The organism is Paenibacillus sp. GCM10027627 (genome assembly GCF_042675505.1).
GTDB lineage: Bacteria > Bacillota > Bacilli > Paenibacillales > Paenibacillaceae > Pristimantibacillus.
On the sequence record NZ_JBHTHB010000001.1, the window covers coordinates 14,749 to 35,490 of the forward strand.

The 20,742-nt window shown below is 50.5% G+C and carries 18 protein-coding genes and 1 riboswitch; of the genes, 15 read left to right on the forward strand and 3 right to left on the reverse strand.

Annotated elements, in window-relative coordinates:
• The first annotated feature begins 125 nt into the window (after positions 1-125).
• Genes sufC through sufB form a run of 5 tightly spaced genes read left to right on the forward strand, consistent with a single transcriptional unit; the run spans position 126 to position 5,275 of the window.
• Positions 126-905 (forward strand): Fe-S cluster assembly ATPase SufC, encoded by a 780-nt coding sequence (sufC, locus tag ACFQZE_RS00100; protein WP_379352380.1) that lies wholly within the window; start codon positions 126-128, stop codon positions 903-905.
• 21 nt (positions 906-926) lie between these two features.
• On the forward strand, positions 927-2,234 hold the full coding sequence (gene sufD / locus ACFQZE_RS00105; protein WP_379352382.1) for a Fe-S cluster assembly protein SufD: 1,308 nt from the start codon (positions 927-929) through the stop codon (positions 2,232-2,234).
• On the forward strand, positions 2,231-3,457 hold the full coding sequence (locus tag ACFQZE_RS00110) for a cysteine desulfurase (RefSeq protein ID WP_379352384.1): 1,227 nt from the start codon (positions 2,231-2,233) through the stop codon (positions 3,455-3,457). Before sufD ends, ACFQZE_RS00110 begins: the two co-directional genes overlap by 4 nt.
• Complete coding sequence (sufU, locus tag ACFQZE_RS00115) at positions 3,444-3,872, forward strand: Fe-S cluster assembly sulfur transfer protein SufU (RefSeq protein ID WP_379352386.1); 429 nt, start codon at positions 3,444-3,446, stop codon at positions 3,870-3,872. Before ACFQZE_RS00110 ends, sufU begins: the two co-directional genes overlap by 14 nt.
• Positions 3,873-3,877: 5 nt before the next feature.
• Positions 3,878-5,275, forward strand: a complete 1,398-nt coding sequence (gene sufB / locus ACFQZE_RS00120; protein ID WP_379352388.1) for a Fe-S cluster assembly protein SufB — start codon at positions 3,878-3,880, stop codon at positions 5,273-5,275.
• Between the two features lie 190 nt (positions 5,276-5,465).
• On the opposite strand, the gene ACFQZE_RS00125 is transcribed toward sufB, so the two are convergent.
• The 3 genes from ACFQZE_RS00125 to ACFQZE_RS00135 all read right to left on the reverse strand — a co-directional run bounded on the left by ACFQZE_RS00125 (position 5,466) and on the right by ACFQZE_RS00135 (position 8,429).
• A complete protein-coding gene (locus tag ACFQZE_RS00125; protein ID WP_379352390.1) occupies positions 5,466-6,527 on the reverse strand; it encodes an HD-GYP domain-containing protein in 1,062 nt (353 codons plus the stop codon).
• A 111-nt stretch (positions 6,528-6,638) separates the two neighbouring features.
• On the reverse strand, positions 6,639-7,676 hold the full coding sequence (locus ACFQZE_RS00130) for a ThiF family adenylyltransferase (RefSeq protein ID WP_379352392.1): 1,038 nt from the start codon (positions 7,674-7,676) through the stop codon (positions 6,639-6,641).
• 18 nt (positions 7,677-7,694) lie between these two features.
• Positions 7,695-8,429 carry a molybdenum cofactor biosynthesis protein gene (locus tag ACFQZE_RS00135; RefSeq protein ID WP_379352394.1) on the reverse strand — a complete coding sequence of 245 codons (735 nt, stop codon included), beginning with the start codon at positions 8,427-8,429 and terminating at the stop codon, positions 7,695-7,697.
• A 101-nt stretch (positions 8,430-8,530) separates the two neighbouring features.
• On the opposite strand from ACFQZE_RS00135, the gene moaA reads away from it, so the two are divergent.
• The 10 genes from moaA to thiO all read left to right on the forward strand — a co-directional run bounded on the left by moaA (position 8,531) and on the right by thiO (position 20,733).
• On the forward strand, positions 8,531-9,529 hold the full coding sequence (gene moaA / locus ACFQZE_RS00140; protein ID WP_379352396.1) for a GTP 3',8-cyclase MoaA: 999 nt from the start codon (positions 8,531-8,533) through the stop codon (positions 9,527-9,529).
• A 110-nt stretch (positions 9,530-9,639) separates the two neighbouring features.
• Positions 9,640-11,079 carry a bifunctional metallophosphatase/5'-nucleotidase gene (locus tag ACFQZE_RS00145; RefSeq protein WP_379355423.1) on the forward strand — a complete coding sequence of 480 codons (1,440 nt, stop codon included), beginning with the start codon at positions 9,640-9,642 and terminating at the stop codon, positions 11,077-11,079.
• A gap of 154 nt (positions 11,080-11,233) precedes the next feature.
• A complete protein-coding gene (locus tag ACFQZE_RS00150) occupies positions 11,234-12,352 on the forward strand; it encodes an HD-GYP domain-containing protein (RefSeq protein WP_379352398.1) in 1,119 nt (372 codons plus the stop codon).
• A gap of 126 nt (positions 12,353-12,478) precedes the next feature.
• Entirely contained in the window at positions 12,479-13,636 is a 1,158-nt protein-coding gene (gene yfkAB / locus ACFQZE_RS00155; RefSeq protein WP_379352400.1) for a radical SAM/CxCxxxxC motif protein YfkAB, read from the forward strand.
• Between the two features lie 24 nt (positions 13,637-13,660).
• Positions 13,661-14,692 carry a sporulation integral membrane protein YtvI gene (gene ytvI / locus ACFQZE_RS00160; RefSeq protein ID WP_379352402.1) on the forward strand — a complete coding sequence of 344 codons (1,032 nt, stop codon included), beginning with the start codon at positions 13,661-13,663 and terminating at the stop codon, positions 14,690-14,692.
• Positions 14,693-14,737: 45 nt separating this feature from the next.
• Positions 14,738-14,840, forward strand: a riboswitch (TPP riboswitch).
• A gap of 185 nt (positions 14,841-15,025) precedes the next feature.
• A complete protein-coding gene (gene thiC / locus ACFQZE_RS00165; RefSeq protein WP_379352404.1) occupies positions 15,026-16,783 on the forward strand; it encodes a phosphomethylpyrimidine synthase ThiC in 1,758 nt (585 codons plus the stop codon).
• A complete protein-coding gene (locus tag ACFQZE_RS00170; protein ID WP_379352406.1) occupies positions 16,776-17,918 on the forward strand; it encodes a ThiF family adenylyltransferase in 1,143 nt (380 codons plus the stop codon). Before thiC ends, ACFQZE_RS00170 begins: the two co-directional genes overlap by 8 nt.
• Complete coding sequence (gene thiE, locus ACFQZE_RS00175) at positions 17,902-18,801, forward strand: thiamine phosphate synthase (protein ID WP_379352408.1); 900 nt, start codon at positions 17,902-17,904, stop codon at positions 18,799-18,801. The genes ACFQZE_RS00170 and thiE overlap by 17 nt, the downstream gene beginning before the upstream one ends.
• A 4-nt stretch (positions 18,802-18,805) precedes the next feature.
• Entirely contained in the window at positions 18,806-19,603 is a 798-nt protein-coding gene (locus tag ACFQZE_RS00180; protein WP_379352410.1) for a thiazole synthase, read from the forward strand.
• Entirely contained in the window at positions 19,603-20,733 is a 1,131-nt protein-coding gene (thiO, locus tag ACFQZE_RS00185) for a glycine oxidase ThiO (RefSeq protein WP_379352412.1), read from the forward strand. Before ACFQZE_RS00180 ends, thiO begins: the two co-directional genes overlap by 1 nt.
• The last annotated feature ends 9 nt before the right edge of the window (positions 20,734-20,742 follow it).

Below are 20,742 nucleotides of genomic sequence, written 5' to 3' on the forward strand. Positions count from 1 at the left end.
AAAACTGACTGCGGGAACACTTCCTGCGTTGATTTATAACAAAAACTATATTAAAATGATTATTGAGAATCATTGAGAATCAGCAACTCTATGAGTTAAACCTACCTTGGAGGGATCAGTATAATATGGCAACACAATTTGTCATCGACGGCCTCAAAGCCGAGATCGAAGGAAAAGAAATTTTGAAGGGCATCAATCTTGAAATCAAAGGCGGAGAAATCCATGCGATCATGGGACCAAACGGTACTGGCAAAAGTACGCTTGCTTCCGCTTTGATGGGTCATCCGAAATATGAAGTAACGGCTGGCAGCGCATCGCTTGACGGCGAAGACCTGCTGGAGATGGAAGTGGACGAGCGCGCTCGCGCGGGTCTGTTCCTTGCTATGCAATACCCAAGCGAAATTCCTGGCGTAACGAATTCCGACTTTCTGCGCAGTGCAATCAACGCTCGCCGCGAAGAAGGCAGCGAAATTTCGCTGATTAAATTTATTCGCCAAATGGAAGGCAAAATGAAAGAGCTGGAAATGAACCCTGAGTTCGCTCATCGTTATTTGAACGAAGGTTTCTCCGGCGGTGAAAAGAAGCGTAACGAAATTCTGCAAATGATGCTTCTGGATCCAAAAATCGTCGTTCTTGACGAAATCGACTCCGGCCTAGACATCGATGCTCTTCGCATCGTAGCAAACGGCGTTAACGCAATGCGTTCCGAGGAGCGTGGATTTTTGATTATTACTCACTACCAGCGTTTGCTGAACTATATTACACCTGATTTCGTACACGTGATGATGCAAGGCCGCATCGTTAAATCCGGCGGTCCTGAGCTCGCACAGCGCTTGGAAAACGAAGGCTACGATTGGGTGAAAGAAGAACTTGGCATTACTGACGAAACGGTTGGCCAGGCATAATCGGAGAAGGGGGCATTTGAAATGAGTACACAACTAACCACTCCGACTGACCGTGCAACCGCAGAAGCGATTGCCCGCAGCAAAGGCGAGCCGGATTGGCTCGTAGCGCTGCGCGGCGAAGCTGCCGAGCTGGCTGGCACGATCGCTTGGCCGAAGCCTGAGAAGGTTCGCATCGAGCGTTGGAATTTAACGGCTGTCGGAAACTATGAGGCTCCTGCGGCGGTAAGTTCGCTTGCAGAGCTACCTGCCACTGTGCAGGAACTGGTGTCGGAAGGAACGGAAAACTTGCTTGTTCAGCGCAATTCCGGCGCTGTATGGAAGCAGTTGTCCGAAGAGCTTGCGGCCAAAGGAGTAATTTTTACAGACCTTGAGACGGCATGCAAAGAGCATGGCGAACTCGTTCAACAGTATTTGTTCCAAGCGATCAAAAAGGATGAAGACAAGCTTACGGCATTGAATGCGGCTCTATGGAACGGCGGCGTATTCGTCTATGTTCCTAAAAACGTGGAAGTCGAGTTGCCGCTACAAGCGATTCTGTTCAATGACCGTGCGGAAGCTACTTTCGCTCCTCATATTTTGATCGTAGCCGATGCCAACAGCCGCGTCACTTACGTCGACTGCGTCGTATCGGACAAAGAAGCGGTAAGCGGCGAGTTCGTACAGCCGTCGATCGTGGAAGTATTCGTTAAGCCGGGAGCGCTCGTTCGTTTCGGTTCCGTTCATTCCTTGGGAGCAAGCGGCGTCGACATGACGGTTCGCCGCGCCGTAGTGGAGAACGATGGCCGCGTAGAATGGATTCTCGGCGATCTCAACGATGGCAATACGCTGTCGGATACGAAGTCCGTTATGAACGGTCAAGGCTCTACATCGGATGTGAAAGTAATCAGTGTTGGCAAAAACGCTCAACAAATGAGCCTGACGACTCAAGCCGTCCACTTTGGCAAGAGCTCGGACAGCAACATGATCACTCGTGCGGTGATGAAGGATTCTTCTTCGGCGATCATTAACGGCATCACGAAAATCGAACACGGCGCAACTAAGGCGAACGGCGTGCAGACAGAGAAAGTGCTTATGCTGAGCCCTAAAGCGCGCGGCGACGCCAATCCGATTCTTCTGATCGACGAGGACGACGTTACGGCGGGACATGCGGCGAGCGTAGGCCAAGTCAACCCTGAGCAAGTTTATTACCTGATGTCCAGAGGAATAAGCAAGCAAGACGCTGAACGTTTAATTATTTATGGATTTCTGGCTCCGGTCGTATCGGAAATTTCGGTCGAGGCGGTTCGGACTCAGCTTCAGCGCCTGCTCGAAAGGAAGCTTGAAGGATGAATATAAATGCGATACGGGAGCAGTTCCCGATATTGCATCAAGAGATAAACGGGCATCCGCTCGTTTATCTGGATAGCGCGGCGTCTTCCCAGAAGCCGCGCTCCGTCATTGATGCGGTGAAACGTTACTATGAGCTCGATAACGCGAACGTCCATCGTGGCGTTCATACGCTTGGCTCCCGGGCAACGGACGCCTATGAGGGCGCTCGGGCGAAGGTAGCCGCATTTTTGAACGCGGAAACGCCGGAGCAAATTATTTTTACAAGAGGAACGACTACCGCTCTAAATTTGGTAGCTTCCGGTTACGCTAGATCGGTCTGCGGCGAAGGCGACGAGATTGTCATTACGCCTATGGAGCATCACAGCAATCTGATCCCTTGGCAGCAAGCCGCCAAGGCGACTGGAGCTACGCTGAAATATATTCCGTTGCAGCCTGACGGCACGATTTCGCTAGAGGATGTAGAAAGTACGATTACGCCGAATACTAAGGTTGTATCCGTCACTTATGCTTCCAATGTGCTTGGAGTTGTCAATCCCATTAAAGAAATTGCGGCAATCGCGCATCGAAACGGAGCCATTATGGTCGTGGACGGCGCGCAGAGCACACCGCATAAACGTGTCGACGTACAGGACTTAGGCGCTGATTTTTATGCGTTTTCCGGTCACAAAATGTGCGGTCCGACAGGCATTGGCGCTCTTTATGGGAAAAAATCGTTGTTGAACAATATGGAGCCTATCGAGTACGGCGGCGAGATGATCGACTTTGTCGATTTGTATGAGTCGACTTGGAAGGAAATCCCTTACCGATTTGAAGGCGGAACGCCGATGATCGCGGCGGCAGTCGGACTTGGCGCGGCAATCGATTTTCTGGAGAGCATCGGCATGGAGGAAATCGACCGTCATGAGCAGCGGCTCGCGGCATATGCTTACGATAAGCTGACATCCATCGACGGAATTACGATTTACGGTCCGAAGCAAAATCGGGTAGGACTCGTCACTTTCAATCTGGAAGACGTTCATCCGCATGATGTCGCAACGGTGCTCGATTCCAAAGGGATCGCGATTAGAGCAGGCCACCATTGCTGCCAGCCGCTTATGAGATGGCTGAATGTTTCGGCTACGGCTAGAGCAAGCTTTTATCTATACAACACCGAAGAGGACGTCGACCGTTTGGCTGACGCACTAATTCAAACAAAGGAGTTCTTCGGTTATGCAATTGGATGATTTGTATCGCAGAGTCATAATGGATCATTATAAAAATCCTCGCAACCGAGGGACGCTCGCGGACGATGCGGTAACGATCAACTTGAACAATCCGACTTGCGGCGACCGCATTTCGCTGCAGCTGCAAGTGGTAGACGGCAAAGTGATCGATGCTAAGTTTACGGGGGAAGGCTGCTCCATCAGCATGAGCTCCGCATCCATGATGACGGAAGCTGTGAAAGGTCGTTCTTTTGAACAGGCGATTCGAATGGCGGAGAAGTTTTCCGCTCTGATGAAGGGCGAGCCGGTAGAGTTCGAGGAGAACGAAGATATTGAAGCATTGTCGGGTGTAAATAAATTCCCTGCACGCATCAAATGCGCCACACTGGCGTGGAACGCGCTGCGCAAAGGGATCGAAAATGAAAACGGGATGTGAGCACAATGGCAAAATCGATGCCGGAAATGGAAGAATATAAATACGGTTTTCGTGACGAGCATAAGGCCATTTTCCAATCGGGAAAAGGTCTGACGCCTGAAATCGTCCGTACGATTTCCGAAATGAAAAACGAGCCGGAATGGATGCTTGAGTTCCGCTTGAAATCGCTTGAGCAGTTTTACAAAATGGAAAATCCGCGTTGGGGCGGCGATCTCGACGATCTTGATTTCAACGACATTCAGTACTATGTAAAGCCTTCCGAAAAACAAGGAAAAACATGGGAAGAAGTGCCGCAAGAAATTAAAGAAACGTTCGATAAGCTGGGTATTCCTGAAGCGGAGCAAAAGTTCCTTGCAGGCGTATCCGCTCAATACGAGTCCGAGGTTGTTTACCACAGCATGCAAGAGGATCTTGAGAAGCAAGGCGTTATCTTCACGGATACAGATACGGCGCTTCGCGAATATCCGGAACTGATGAAAGAATATTTCGGAACGATCATTCCTCCAAACGACAACAAATTTGCGGCTTTGAACAGCGCGGTTTGGTCGGGCGGAAGCTTCATCTACGTTCCAAAAGGCGTTCAATGCGATATTCCTTTGCAAGCTTATTTCCGTATTAACTCCGAGAACATGGGCCAATTCGAGCGTACGCTTATTATTGCGGACGAAGGCAGCTCTGTGCACTACGTAGAGGGCTGTACGGCTCCAATCTATAGCACGAACTCGTTGCACAGCGCGGTTGTAGAAATTCTTTGCAAAAAGGATTCCCGCGTTCGTTATACGACGATCCAAAACTGGGCACCGAACATTTACAACCTCGTTACAAAACGTGCGGTAGCTGACGAAAACGCTCAAATGGAGTGGATCGACGGCAACATCGGTTCCAAGCTGACGATGAAGTATCCGGCTGTAGTGCTTCGTGGTCGCGGAGCAAAAGGCATGGTGCTTTCCATCGCAGTAGCGGGTAAAGGCCAGCATCAGGACGCAGGCGCAAAAATGACGCATTTGGCGCCGGATACTAGCTCCACGATCGTGTCGAAGTCCATCAGTAAGCATGGCGGCAAGGTTACTTACCGCGGTCTGGCTTCCTTTGGACGCAACTCCGACGGAGCGAAAGCGAACATCAAATGCGATACGCTCATTTTGGATAACGAGTCCACTTCGGATACGATTCCTTACAATGAGATTTTCAACGACAACATTACACTCGAGCATGAAGCGACTGTTTCCAAAGTTTCCGAAGATCAGCTTTTCTATTTGATGAGCCGCGGTCTTTCTGAAGACGAGGCAACGCAAATGATCGTAATGGGCTTTATCGAGCCGTTTACGAAAGAGCTTCCGATGGAATACGCGGTTGAGATGAACCGCCTCATCAAGTTCGAGATGGAAGGCAGTATCGGTTAATCGTTCATTTTGCGGAGATTTTGAAAGGTTAAGGATGCCCTTGCCCATGTTTGGCCCACATTATTTTATTAATTGGGCTGTACAGGTAAAGGGCATCTTTTTTTGGATGCGCCCGACTAACATCGAGTACTATTGAAAAAATGCCGCTGTGCTCAATATGAGCACAGCGGCATTTTTTCAAATTCAACTTTTATAAATAAACATGTTTGATTTCATAATCGCGTTCCAGCGTCATATCGATAAACTCATCGCCAATTTGAATAAGCGGGCGGAAAAACTCGGTTGGATGAGTCATCACAATTAATCCCATTTGCTCATTGCTGAGCTGAATATGTTTGCCGATAAAATTCGGAATCATATGTTTGATAAAGGTATGGGTTGTGATAGGGTCGAGTTCCGCAAAGCTAAGGCGGTGCAGCTCGCGAAGAACGTAAAGCAAATCGCGTTCTTTCTGGTAAACCCTGGCGGAAATCATGGCACTGTAAATATCGACGACAGCGATAATTTTGGAAATGGGATGAATTTCATCGCCTTTAAGCCCATGCGGATAGCCGCTGCCATCCATTCGCTCGTGATGCTGCAAAGCGCCGATTGCAAGCGTCGTGTCGTTAAAGGATTCCATAATAATATCATGGCCGTAGATCGTATGGCGTTTCACTTCCTCAAACTCTTCGTTTGAAAGTTTGCCCGGCCTATTTAAAATATCATCGTGAATTTTGCATTTGCCGATGTCGTGCAGGAAACCGGCTTTGCCGATCATAGCTGCTTCGGATTGCGTGTAACCGAGCCATGTCGCCAAATAATAAGACAACATGCTGACTTGAACGGAATGCTGATACGTATAATTGTCTTGCGTATTAAGGAGCAAGAGCATGGAGACGACATCCCGCTCAAGCTGCAAGTTGTTTAGAAGCGGCTGAAGCACTGCCGTAACGTCGTTGTCGCTAACTATTCCCGTCTCTAGAGCAGTAGAAAAAAAGCTTTCGAAGCTTTTGACAGCGTTTTCGTAGATCGGCTGCACTTTAGGAAGCCATTTTGGATTTACGGTAGATTCCAGTGTGCGGCCTTCTAGCTCCATAGATGGTTCTATGCGGTTCTCAATTTCTACGTAATCAATTTGATGTTGGAGCAATCGAGAAATTTCGGTTTTGAACAGCTTTGTTCCCTTGGAGAGCACATGCAGCCCGTAATTATTAAAGATATCGCTGCTCAATTGGTCTCCGTCTAGCAAATCAGTTACATGAATCCTCATAGAGACACCTCTAATAATTATTTCAATCAAAACAATTGTATATAGCTTTTATAATGTTTAATAGTAGCAATCTATTGTCATAATGGCAATATGAGGTACTTATAAATGATGCTAAATACCTAATAATTCAGCATAAATCGATCTTGCTTTTGTCGAATCCTCGGTCCCTTGAATGATAGCGCGGCCATCCCGGAATAAAACAAAGGTCATGCCGCTAGACATTTTAAGCTTTAAAAGAAAGGCGTTCCGGGTCACTTCACCTGCATTGGACAGAAGGTTTTCCATTGCCTCCAATTGAAGCTCCGTCAAAACAGCGGGAGTGATATGAACGGATTGTCGACCGCATAGCGCTGCAGCAATAGGCTCTAGGCGCCTTTGCGACAAATGATCGAATTGATGCAACGCGCAGGTCGGACAGTCCAGGCGGCGGGAATTCGAAATCGCCAAAGGCAACCAGCTGTGGCTCCATAGGTCAATTTGCATTAAAGTGCGATGCAGAGTTTCCCGCCGGCCAGACAAAAGTTTTAATGCTTCCGTTGCTTGAATGGAAGCAATGACGTCGATGACGGGAGATATAACGCCTGCCGTTTCGCAAGTGTCGGCTGCGCCGGGCAGTGGATGTTCGGGGAACAAGCAGCGGTAGCAGGGAGTATCGCCCGGAACAACTGTCATCGTCATGCCGGAAGCGCCAACAGCGCCTCCGTAAATCCAAGGCACGCCATATTTAACGCTGTAGTCATTGATTAAATACCGAACGGAGAAATTGTCGGTGCCATCCAAAATGAGGTCTGCGCCATCCAACAATTCCTCGGCATTGAGCGAAGACAAATCAGCTGCGATAGGCTGTACGTCGACTTCGCTATTGATAGCGCGCAGTCTGGCCGCGGCTGCATCCGCTTTGGGAAGCATGTCCATCGCATCTTGCTCCGTATACAGCATCTGGCGCTGCAAGTTGCTCCATTCGACAATGTCGCGGTCGATAATTCGGACAAAGCCAACGCCGGAGCGAACCAAATGCTGCGCGAGCACAGAGCCTAGCGCCCCCATGCCAATAACGACAGCTCTCGCTTCCGCTAATTTCGTTTGACCGACTGCGCCAATGGGGGTAAATCGGATCTGTCTGGAATATCTTTCATGAGGCTGATTCATGGCGCAAGCTCCTTCCGGTTAGTCCGTTATAGACTCAGTAGGGTTCCAAGGTCCCTGCTGATGGCCCATCCACTGGGAGCCGTCCGCCCAAACTTCCTTTTTCCAAATGGGAACAATTTGTTTGAGCCGTTCAATAGCGTAGCGGCTAGCTTCGTAACAGCCTTCCCGATGGGGGGCGGATACTGCGATAACGACGCTAATTTCGGCTAGCTCCACAACGCCTACTCTATGGCTGATGGCGCATAAGGCACCCGGCCAGCGCTCATTGATTTCATTGCCGATTTGTCGCATGGTTGCAACCGCCATCGGCTCGTAAGCCTCGTACTCCAGCCGCACGGTTTGCTGTCCGTTCGTCCATTCCCGAGTCGTACCGACAAACACGATTGAAGCGCCATGTTTTGGCGAGATGATTTTATTCAGAACTTCATCCGACACAATAGGCTCCTCTGTCACTGTATAAAGCTGTTGTTCTGTATTTATTTGATCGCGGCTGCGTTCCTCTCCGCCGGATACCGGCGGGAGCAAGGCCAAGTCGTCATTTACATGAAGCGGCTGCTCATCCGGTGCATAAGAGTGATTCCGCGCAACAAAAGAGACGCGGACGAGCGCGGCTTGTTCGGGAAACAGGCTAATGATCTGTTCTTTCAGCTCGGCTGCGCTCACGATTTCTTCGCTTAAAGTGAGAAGCAGCTCGCGGCTTCCAAGCCGTTCTTGGAGGCCGGCAAATAGTTTGATTTTCCAATTATAGTTCATGGAGTGGAACCTCTCGTATGTAATGGAAGGGATGACTCTAGAATACCATAGATCGAAAAAAAATGTTATGCTAAGAGGTACGAATGAAGGGAGTGCAAGCCATGTCAGCGTTAACGGACCGATTCGGACGAAGTCATAATTATTTGCGCATATCGGTGACGGATCGATGCAATTTGCGCTGCGTGTACTGCATGCCGGAGGATGGAGTCGAGTTTGAAGAACCGTCCAATTTGCTCAGCTATGATGAAATCGTGGAAGTGGTGGAGGCAGGTGCTTCCTTAGGCATTTCCAAGCTTAGAATTACGGGCGGAGAGCCGCTGGTGCGGCCGAGGCTGGATCAATTGATCGCAAGGTTGTCCCGTATTCCCGGCATAGAAGATATAGCTTTGACGACAAACGGTATCTTTTTGGCGAAGCAAGCGGCAGCGCTTAAAGCAGCCGGCCTTAACCGGGTCAATATCAGCCTCGATACTTTGGACCCGGGACGGTTCGCTTTTATCGCAAGACGAGGTGAGCTTAGAAGGGTAATGGAAGGGATTGAGGAAGCGGCAAAGGCTGGCTTTCATCCCATTAAGCTGAATTGTGTTCTATTGAAAGGAATTAACGAGGATGAGATTGCCCAGTTTTTGAAACTGGCTTACGAGCAGCCTCTTCATATCCGATTTATTGAATATATGCCGATCGGTCATGCCGACGATCATTGGCGGAAATCGTATTTGCCCTTAACGCGTGTTTTGGAAGTGGCGGAGGAACATTACCGCATTTCAAGGCGCCATGATATGCAAGGAAACGGGCCGTCTGAAGATTGGACGATGGAAGGCGGCATAGGCTCGTTTGGTCTTATTCATCCCATTAGCGATCATTTCTGTAAAAGCTGCAACCGGTTAAGACTAACGGCTGACGGCAACTTGAAGCCTTGTCTGTATTGGGTGGATGAACTAAATGTAAAGAGCGCTCTCGGCGATCGGAGTGCAATGCTTGATATGTTTGCCAAGGCAATGGACATTAAGCCGGAAAATCATGAAATGGCGGCCAAATTGGCAAACGGCGAGTTAAGCCATGTCCCAACGGATCGAAGAATGTCCCAAATCGGAGGTTGAGCTTCTGCTTAGGCGTACGCGCAGGTGTGCGCATTTCAAGCGGAGCTTTCGTTTCACGAATATAAAATTGGCGGAAAACGGTGAAATGCCGCAATGGGAGGCGTGGGGTGATGGTGAACAATTTCGAGCGAGCGCAGATTGTGCTCTTGCATAGCAATGACATCCATAGCCGTCTTGAAAATGCCGCCCGGATCGCAACGATTATTGCGGAGGAGAGACGAGTATGGGGAGCAGACCGTGTGCTTGCTCTCGACATCGGCGACCATCTGGATCGTATGCGCATGGAGACGGAAGGCAGCGAAGGTTTGGTCAACGTTGAGCTGCTTTGCGAGGCGGGTTATGAAGCGGTGACGCTGGGCAATAATGAAGGACTTACTTATTCTTCCGATGTACTCACCGAACTTTATCGCTCACAGACTTGTTTTGCCGTTGTATGCGCGAACATGAAATGGAAGGAGACGGGAGAGCGTCCCGACTGGATGAAGGCTCATCACTTCATTGAAAAAAACGGCATCCGAATCGGCATAATTGGAGCGACGGCCAATTTCCATGAGTTCTATTCGCTGCTTGGTTGGTCTACAGTCGATCCTGTGCCCGTTATTCAAGAGGAAGTGAACAAGATCAGATCGGAATGCGATCTGGTTGTGGTGATGTCTCATTTAGGACTACCTTCGGATCGAAGAATGGCGGAGGAAGTCAGGGGCATTGACCTCATTTTGGGAGGCCATACCCACCATTTGCTGGAGGAACCGATCCAAATAGGAGAGACGACAATTTGCGCTGCCGGGAAATACGGTGATTACGTTGGACGTATTGTCATTGTCTTCGAACCGGGGCAAAAGTCGCCTTCTATTTCGGCGGAATGTATCCTGACTGGAGCGTTTCCGGAGCGGGATGAAGCGGCGGCGGTTATTCATAAGTACAAGGAGACGGGAAAGCAGCGGCTGCAAAAGGTCGTTGCTCGCTTAAGCAATCCCCTCACGTTCAAGCTGGAGCGTGAATCTCCGCTTGGCAACTTGATGGCGGCCGGACTTCGCCGCTGGACGGGAGCGGAAATCGGATTGGTCAATACGGGACAGATGCTCGGAGGACTGGCGGCCGGCGACGTGACGGCTGGAGAGCTGCATGCGTTGTGTCCTTCGCCGGTTAATCCTTGCTTAATGCGAATTTCAGGCGGTCAATTAAAAATCGCCCTCGAACAATCGCTTCTTGACGAATACATACATAAGCCGCTCAGAGGCTACGGCTTTCGAGGAGATTGGCTTGGCACGCTTGCCGTAGATGGTTTGACGATCAATTGCCGCTTTGACCATCCGCCCATGAGCAAAATCGAATCCGTTTTGGTCGGGGGAGAGCCGTTGCGGGAGGAGCGAATTTATTCCGTCGGAACGATTGACATGTTCAGCTTTAGGGCGGGATACGAATCGCTTGCCGATGCCGAGAGCTTTCAGTTTTTTATGCCCGAATTTTTAAGAGATGTCGTCGCATTTGAACTGGCGAGTGAACAAACGCTGCAAAACTGCCTTATCCCGAGATGGTTGACCAATTAAATTTGTGTGAACAAAATAGGGGAGAAAATGGCGGTTTTTGTCGGAAAATTAGTATAAAATGGTTGCGGTTTTGTCGTTTTTCACGTAAATTAACATTACAAGCGGTTTGCTCCGATGTATATAGTATAGAAGTCATAAAGGGAGGACCGAGACGATGCGTTTGCTGCCCATTTCGCAATGCGAGCCAGGGATGAAGCTCGCCAAAAAGATTTTTTCCGAAGATGGCATCGTCCTACTCGGTAAACATATGGAGCTAACGGCGCGTCTAATTGCAAGGCTGGAGCAATGCGGCGTTCAATATGTATATATAGAAGATGCCCGGACGGAAGATATACAGGCGCCAACCTTGATTAGCGAGGATACGTTCAGAATGGCCATCAAAGAAATTCGCACGAGCTTCCGCGATATGATGGATCGTCCGAGAAACAAGAAGGGTGTTACTTACCCTTATATCGCCCAGCCTTTTCGAAAATTGATGAGCTCCATTATCGATGATTTGTCCAATCATAAAGAAGCGATGATTATGCTGATGAACATGGGAACGGTGGATCATTATTTGTTCCAGCATTCGCTGAATGTGTGCGTGTATACGACTTTGCTTGGAATGGCAAACGGCTACTCTCGCGACGAGGTGATGACTCTCGGAATGGGAGCGCTGTTGCACGATATCGGAAAGACGCAAATTTCAACCGATGTGCTGAAGAAACCGGGCTCTCTGTCTACGGACGAGTTCGAATTAATGAAAGGCCATGCGCAAATCGGATTTGAAATGCTGAAAGACGAGCCTAATTTGCCTTTGATCGTAGCGCATTGCGCTTTTCAGCACCATGAACGGCTTGACGGCAGCGGATATCCAAGAGGCATTAAAGGCAACGAGATTCACGATTATGCCAAATGGATCGGTCTGGTCGATTCTTACGACGCAATGACGACAAACCGGGTGTATCGTTCCCCTATTCTTCCTCATGATGCGATGGAACGATTGTATGCGGGGACGGGAACGCTTTACGAGCAGCGTATGCTCCAACTGTTCCGCGATAAGGTAGCCATTTACCCTATTGGAATTACGGTTACTTTGCAAACAGGTGAAAAAGGCGTCGTCGTGGATCTCAATTACAGCTATCCGCATCGTCCGATCGTAAGAGTATTGTACAACGAAGCGGGCGAGGAGCTGAAAATTCCTTACGAGGTCGACTTGTCCAAGCAGCTTACGGTTATGATCGTTGGGGTCAATGACCAAGAAAACGAAGTGCCGCTAGTATCCGGCATATAAGAGAGAATATGAAGGGGGCCGATTACTGGCTCTTTTTTTATGCGTTTGGATTTGCTTCCCGGCCCGTCTGACATTACAATAAAAGATAAGTGTTATTATGAGATTATGAAGTCAGGTGCTGAATGAATGAACATGCTAGATTTTAAAAATGAGTTGACCGAAAGCAAAGAGACCTCAAAGCTTACCCCTCTCTCCCCGACGAACGATCCATGGGACCCGATAAGATCGCTCCGGCAGTATGGACAACACCGTTTGACCAGCGTGGAGATGACTGTGACCAATCTATGCAATATGAGATGCGAGCATTGCGCTGTAGGCGACACGCTTGTAATGACTGAGCCGGACAAAATCCCCGTGCGGGACATGATCAATCGGCTCGAAGAAGTCGAGCATCTGGAAACGATAAGCATTACAGGAGGCGAGCCAACCTTCTCCGATCGAACGGTTAAGGATTATATGGTTCCCCTTCTTCAATATGCGCGCGGCCGCGGCGTCCGTTCGCAAATCAATTCCAATGTCACGCTTCCTTATAGCCGGTATGAAGGGCTTGCGCCCTATTTGGACGTGATGCATATTTCGTTCAACTATACGAACGCAGACGATTTCCATCAGGTCGGATTCGCCAAAGCCGGTCATCATGTTTCCCGCGACGCGGCAGCCAAACTGTACAACCGGATGATTGAAAATGCGCAAAGGCTTAGTCAGGCCGGGGTGCTTGTGTCCGCGGAATCGATGATCAACTATCGCACGCACGACAAAATAGACGAAATCCATCGGCTCATTGTGGAGATGGGCTGTGCCCGTCATGAGGTGCATCCGATGTACCCGAGCTCGTTTGCAAAAGATTTGCCTGTCATCACAAGGGAGCAAATGCGGAAGTCGATTGAACTGCTGCTTGATACGCGGGACCCGTCGGTTTGGATGCTTTTTGGCACGCTGCCTTTTTATCAATGCAGCAACGATTCGGAAGAACGCCGCTTGCTAACAAGGCTTGCGCGCGAGAACAATGTGACGGTCCGCAACGACCCAGACGGTCGAAACCGGCTGAACGTCAATTTATTTTCCGGAGATGTATATGTGACCGATTTTTCCGATGTTCCCGCATTCGGCAATATTGCGGATTCGAAGCTGGACGAGCTGTTCGACAGATGGCTGGGCCATTCCCTCGCGCAAAGCGTCAATTGCCATTGTCCTGCGGCCTCATGCTGCGGACCGAACCTGCTTGTGAAAGATATGTATTACAACGATGTTAATTTCCACATGCGCAGCGCCATACTTGAATAGTAGTAAAGGGAGGAGGGGTAACGCATGTCTATAAGGACTATCGTACTGATCGCAGTCGGCTTATTTCTGATCTACTTGCTGTTTACGGTAGGGGCTCCGTTTTTGCTGGCGCTAGTCGTCGCGATCTTTTTGGAGCCGCTTAACGGTTTCCTGATGAAACGGTTCAAGTTTAACCGGCTTGTTGCATCCGTCATTTCAAGCACCTTGTTTACGGTTATATTGCTTGGCTTAATTGCGCTTCTTGGCATCAAAATTGTAGCCGAGCTCATCGCCTTTTTCCAAAAGGTGCCGAAGTTTTTTGAAGATGCGAATCAGTTTGTCGATCAACTGCTTGTCGATGCGAGAGGCCTATATCAAAATCTTCCTCCCGACGCAGTGGCGACTTTCGAGCAATATTTGCTTAAATTGACAGATACGATTACGGCGATGGTTGGAAAGCTGTCGACCACTATCGTGACGTTTGCTTCCACTTTGCCGGGCATGTTTATCTTTTTTATCGTCTTTTTGGTGGCGGTCTACATGTTCAGCTTCAGCCTCAATACGATGAAAGCTTCGGTGCTGTCGTTTTTTGAAGAGTCATCGCGTCCGCAAGTGGATCAGGTGCTGGACAACCTGAGAAAATCGATTTTTGGTTTTCTTCGGTCGCAAATTATTTTGAGTGCGATGACGTATGTTATTTCGCTCGCAGGCCTGCTTATTTTAGGAATTAAATATCCGATGGCGATCGCTTTGCTCATTATTATAGTCGATATTTTGCCTATATTGGGTACGGGCTCCGTCCTTGTGCCTTGGGCGTCTTATCTGATTTTGACAGGCGATCTATTTACGGGCATCGGGCTCATCATTTTGTTCGTGTTTATTACTGTATTCAGGCGCATCGTTGAGCCGAAAATTTTGGGAGATTCCGTTGGAATCGGGGCGCTTCCAGCTTTGATCAGCCTTTATGTAGGCTTTAAGCTGGTCGGCGTTATCGGCGTCTTTATTGGACCGCTTGTTGTCATTGTTTATATGGCTGCCAGAAAAGCGGGCCTTTTCCAAAACAAGATACGATTGTAAAAAAGGATTGACAGCGACGATTCGCTGGCGTTATAGTCTAACAAGGAAATCCACTAGGGGCGCCGCAAGGCTGAGATAAAGCATTCGCTTTGGTCCCTTTGAACCTGATCTGGGTCATGCCAGCGTAGGAAAGTGGGAATCGGCCGCCTGTTGTAGGTTTGCGGCTGAATCAAGCGTTTGCGATCATAAGCTTCGTTTGCCGTATGCCGCTCCCTAGGAACTGGTACTGCAAATTACGAATGCAGCAGATTTGCAGCGTCCTTAACTTTTCCAATATGACTGAGTATGCCTCCAGGTGGAATTTCCAATATTCCATTCGGGAGGTTTTTTGTTATGCTTACAACCCCATTGCCAGGAAGCCGCAAAGTATATGTGAAGGGGTCTCATCCTTCAATCGCAGTACCGATGCGCGAAATCGCTTTGACGGAAAGCCAAGGGAGAAACGGCGAAACGCTGCCTAATGAGCCTGTGCATGTATACGACTCCAGCGGTCCTTACACAGATACAGAGTACACGGCAGATGTTAGGGCCGGCTTGTTGCCGCTTCGCGAAGCTTGGATAATTGAACGAGGAGATGTGGAGCGTTACGACGGCCGCGAAATTCGTCCGGAGGATAACGGCTTTCAAACGATGGAGAAGGCCGCTTCGAAGGGAGCGGAGCTGTTTCCAAAAACGAGTTCGACGCCGCTGCGGGCCAAGGAAGGCAGCAATGTGACTCAGCTTCATTATGCGAGGCAAGGACGCATTACGCCGGAGATGGAATATATTGCGATTCGTGAAGGAATGGCTCCCGAGTTTGTCCGCGACGAGATAGCGGCGGGCCGTGCCATAATTCCGGCAAATATTAACCATCCGGAAAGCGAGCCGATGATTATCGGACGTGCGTTCCATGTCAAAATCAATGCCAATATCGGCAACTCCGCCGTTGCTTCCTCCATTGAGGAAGAGGTTGAAAAAATGACTTGGGCGACGCGCTGGGGAGCGGATACGATTATGGATCTGTCTACCGGCAAAAACATACATACGACTAGGGAATGGATCGTCCGTAATTCGCCTGTGCCGGTAGGCACGGTTCCAATCTATCAAGCGCTGGAGAAAGTAAACGGCAAAGCGGAGGATTTAAGCTGGGAAGTGTTCCGCGATACGCTCATCGAGCAGGCGGAGCAAGGCGTCGATTATTTTACGATTCATGCCGGCGTGCTGCTTCGGTATATTCCGTTAACTGCCAAACGAGTGACAGGAATCGTATCTCGCGGCGGCTCCATTATGGCTGCCTGGTGTCTTGCCCATCATAAAGAAAATTTTCTGTATACGCATTTCGAGGAAATTTGCCTCATCATGAAGCAATACGACGTCTCGTTTTCGCTTGGGGACGGCCTCAGGCCGGGATCGATTGCGGATGCAAACGATGAAGCGCAGTTTGCCGAGCTGGATACGCTTGGCGAATTGACCAAAATCGCTTGGAAGCACGATGTGCAGGTCATGATTGAAGGACCGGGCCATGTCCCGATGCATTTGATTCAGGAAAATATGACTCGCCAGCTCGCCGTTTGCGACGAAGCGCCATTCTATACGCTTGGGCCGCTAACGACCGATATTGCGCCGGGCTACGATCATATTACATCGGCCATCGGTGCGGCAATGATCGGTTGGTTTGGTACGGCAATGCTTTGTTACGTAACGCCGAAGGAGCATTTGGGCTTGCCGAACAAAGAGGATGTCAAAGAAGGGGTCATTACGTATAAAATCGCAGCGCATGCCGCCGACTTGGCAAAAGGACATCCCCGTGCCAAAATGCGCGACGACGCTTTGTCCAAAGCTCGGTTCGAATTCCGCTGGCGGGATCAGTTCCACCTGTCGCTTGATCCGGAGCGCGCGATGGCTTATCACGATGAGACGTTGCCGGCGGAGGCGGCCAAATCGGCCCATTTCTGCTCCATGTGCGGCCCTAAATTTTGCAGTATGAGAATTACGCAGGATATTCGGGAATATGCAGCTCAGAATGGACTGGAAACGAAAGAAGCGATTGAAGCGGGTCTGAAAGAGAAATCCGACGCGTTTAAAGCGGCGGGGAGCTCCATCTATGCCTAGTGGCGGCCCTGCCCATTGGCCGGATCGCTATTCGAGACAAACCAAATTTCCGCCGATCGGGCACGAAGGACAAGAGAAGCTGCGGGAGGCAAAAGCGGTTATTGTCGGCTGCGGGGCGCTTGGCGCATCTCTAGCTCAGCATTTGGTAAGGGCGGGAGTGGGGAGCGTAACCGTTGCGGACCGCGATTTCGTCGAACCTAGCAATTTGCAAAGGCAAACGCTGTTTAACGAGGCGGATGCGCTGGCCGCCATTCCAAAGGCTGTTGCCGCAGCGGAGAAGCTTCGTTCCATTAATAGCGAAGTTGCCATTATCCCGCATGTTATGGACGTTAACCGCCATAATGCGGGGATACTGCTGGCACAGGCGGACATCGTGCTCGACGGTACGGACAATGCCGCCGCAAGGCTGCTCCTCAGCGATGAATGTTATAGAAGTGGCATTCCATTTGTATATGGAGGGGTAGCTGGAGCGGAAGGGATGAGTGCTGTTCTCGTGCCTGGAACAACAGCTTGTCTGCGATGCTTGATAGGAGACGAACAGGATGGAGGGGACGGCGACAGCTGCGACATAAGGGGCGTACTCGCTCCAGCGGTGGAAACGGCGGCTTCGCTTCAGGCGATTGAAGCTTTAAAATGGCTGAGCGGCAATCGGGCTGCAATGCGCGGAACGTGGGTATCGTTCGATTTATGGCATTTTGGCTGGAAGGAAAGTCGACTGCCGTCTCCGGTAGAGGGTTGCCCGCAATGTTCACCGGACTCGGACGTTCCAGCCGGGAGAACTCGTCGTGTTGTCGAACAGGGGCAAGATGTTTCGGTGCAAAGCGAGCCCCCGTCCCTCCCGGTTGCCTTATGCGGAAGAAACTCCTATCAAGTGTCGCTAGGCACGCCTCTTCAGCTGGAACGGCTCAAAGAACGATATATACAGCTAGGAATGGACCTGACAAGCAACCGTTATTTGTTAAAGGTTCATTTAAACGATGATGAAGCTCTGGTGCTGTTCCCGGACGGCAGGGTGCTTGTGCAAGGAGTGTCCAGCCCGGATGCGGCGCTAAGCGTATGTTTAAGTCATGTTGTAGAGATCGACAAGTTAGCTCGGACGGATGAAAGGGAGGAGAGCTATGGCGGCGTGCGTTAGCTGGCGGGATTTTGAATTATACGTCATTACGGCGGCAAACCATCATAGGGGCAGGTCGCTTGCCGAGGTGATGGAGCAGACGCTCATTGGCGGAGCCGGAATGCTGCAGCTTAGAAATAAAACCGGCTCTCGCAAGGAAGTGCTTGAGGAAGCGAAAGTACTGCGGCAATTGACCAGGCGGTACGATGTGCCTTTTATCGTTAACGATTATCCCGATATCGCACTTGAAGTGGATGCCGACGGAGTCCATTTGGGCCAAGAGGATCTCTCCATCGAGGAAGCGAGAGAGATGATGGGCGAGGGGAAAATTATCGGCATCTCCACTCATAATATCGCTCAAGCGCTGGCAGCGGAGGAAGCCGGAGCGGATTACATCGGCGTAGGCCCCGTTTACCCGACGGATACGAAACCGGGACGCTCCGCTGTCACGACCTCTTTTGTAGAGGAGGCGGCGCGCCGTATTCGCATACCGTTTGTTGCGATTGGTGGCATTACGCTCAGCAATGTCGATCAAGTGCTAGCGGCGGGCGCGAGGCGGATTTGCGCCGTTTCGGCCATTGTAGCCTCCGAAGACCCTGCGGGGACATGTCGTTCATTTTTGGCAGCGATTAGAAAAAGTGGCTACAGCAGCGGCAATGTCGATCCTTTTGGCATCGGCGATGCACGGGCAACTGCCGGGCCCTCCATAACGATTTGGGTAAACGGGCAGGAACGGCAGACGACGGCAGACGATTTGGATTCTCTTATCGATGAGCTGGGGCAAAGCGGCAAACGAATAGTGGCAGAGCTAAACGGCATCATCGTCCATCGGACCAAATGGCGCGCGGCAAAGCTCGTAAGCGATGCGAAAGTCGAGCTTATTCAATTTGTTGGGGGAGGCTAAAGACATGTTGCGAGATGGGAATGCCGATCGTCTCAACATTGGCGGCATACCGCTCCGATCGAGATTTTTGCTCGGGACGGGCAGATTTCCAAGTCCCGCCGTTATGAAAGAAGCCGTCGCCGCTTCCGGGACGGAAGTGATCACCTTTGCCATTAGAAGAGTCAATTTGGAGGAAGTGGAAGACGATTCTGTCCTTCAGCACGTAATGGATCGGCAGCTTCACTTTTTGCCAAATACATCGGGTGCGCGAACGGCTGACGAAGCTATGCGGATTGCAAGGATGGCGCGTGCATCGGGGCTTGGCGATTGGATCAAAATCGAGATTAGCGGCAGTCCGCGCACGCTGCTGCCCGATCCGATAGAAACGCTCAAAGCGACGGAACGTCTTGCGAAGGAAGGGTTCGTTGTCCTACCTTATACGTCTGACGATCCTATTTTGTGCAAGCGGCTGGAGGAAGCGGGGGCTGCTGCGGTCATGCCGGGCGCGTCTCCAATAGGTACGGGACTGGGGCTGCTTAATCCGTATTCGCTTTCTCTTATTGTGGAAGAAGCGAAAGTGCCGATTATTGTGGATGCGGGAATTGGTTCCCCGAAGGATGCGGCGGAGGCGATGGAGCTCGGCGCTTCGGCGATATTAGCCAACACACCGATCGCTAAGGCAATGAATCCGGTTGCTATGGCAAAAGCATTCGCGCTGGCTATCGAGGCCGGGAGACTGGCCTATCAAGCCGGCCGTATTCCGAAAAAACGATACGCCTCCGCAAGCAGCGATGAAGCGGGATCGCTTTGGAGCCATGTCTAATGGCAAGCTCAGTCGTTGTTTTGGGCGGCGGCATTATCGGCCTATCTTGCGCTTATGAGGCTTCGCGTAGAGGCTTTAATGTAACGCTGTTGGAGCCGGGAAAGCTGGGCGGTCAGGCTTCGGGAGCCGCCGCGGGAATGCTGGCGCCCTACTCGGAAAATACCGACCAGCCGGATTCCTTTTTCCATCTATGCCGGGAAAGTTTGCATTTATATCCGGAGTGGATAAACGAAATTGAACGGTGCTCTGGCATATCGGCGGAATGGTCGCCAAGCGGAAGCATCGGACTGTTGCAGCATGAAGCCGATTTGCTCCCTGCACAATCTAGAATTCGCTGGCAAAATGAATGGGGCGCAGGAGCGGAAATAGTGGAGGGAAGTCGGCTTGGACTGCTGGAGCCCGCATTGGCAAACCGAGCATTTGCGGCTGTTTATTCGCCCCATGAGTGCCATGTGTTTGCACCTGCTTTGGTTGCCGCGTTGGAGGCGGCTTGCAGGAGACGCGGGGTGGTCATTTATGAACAGGCGGGCTCGCTACAGGAAATTACCGTCCATGGCTTCTCGGGCGCAACGGTACGTATGGAAAGGTTAGAGGATGCCGTTAGCGGCGATCTGGCCGTCTTCTGTTCAGGAGCCTGGTCGGGTCAGTTCGAGCGCTGGCTTGGCATCCACATTCCGGTCCATCCCATCAGAGGCCAAATTTGTTCCTTTCCGGGAGGCTCGGAGGACATCCGGCATATGGTGTTTTCCAGTCAGGCGTATTGGGTTGCGAAACGCAACGGTCAAATTGTATGCGGCGCTTCCGAGGATGTGTCCGGATTCGTGACGGATGTGACGGAAAAGGGCATCAATCGGCTGCTTCGCGCAAGCGACCGCTGGTTTCCTGGGCTGACCTCCAAAGGAACGGCTTGTCGTTGGGCGGGGCTTCGTCCAGCTACACCTGATGGACTGCCGCTTATTGGGCGAGTACTGGGCGATCCTACTATTATGATGGCAGCCGGACATTATCGAAACGGCATTTTGCTTAGTCCCGTTACATCCAAAATGGTTGGAGATATGTTAGAGGGCGTGGATCGTGGCATAACGCCAACCCTTTTTTCGCCGGATCGATTTACACTTGCATTAGCTTAAATATTGTAA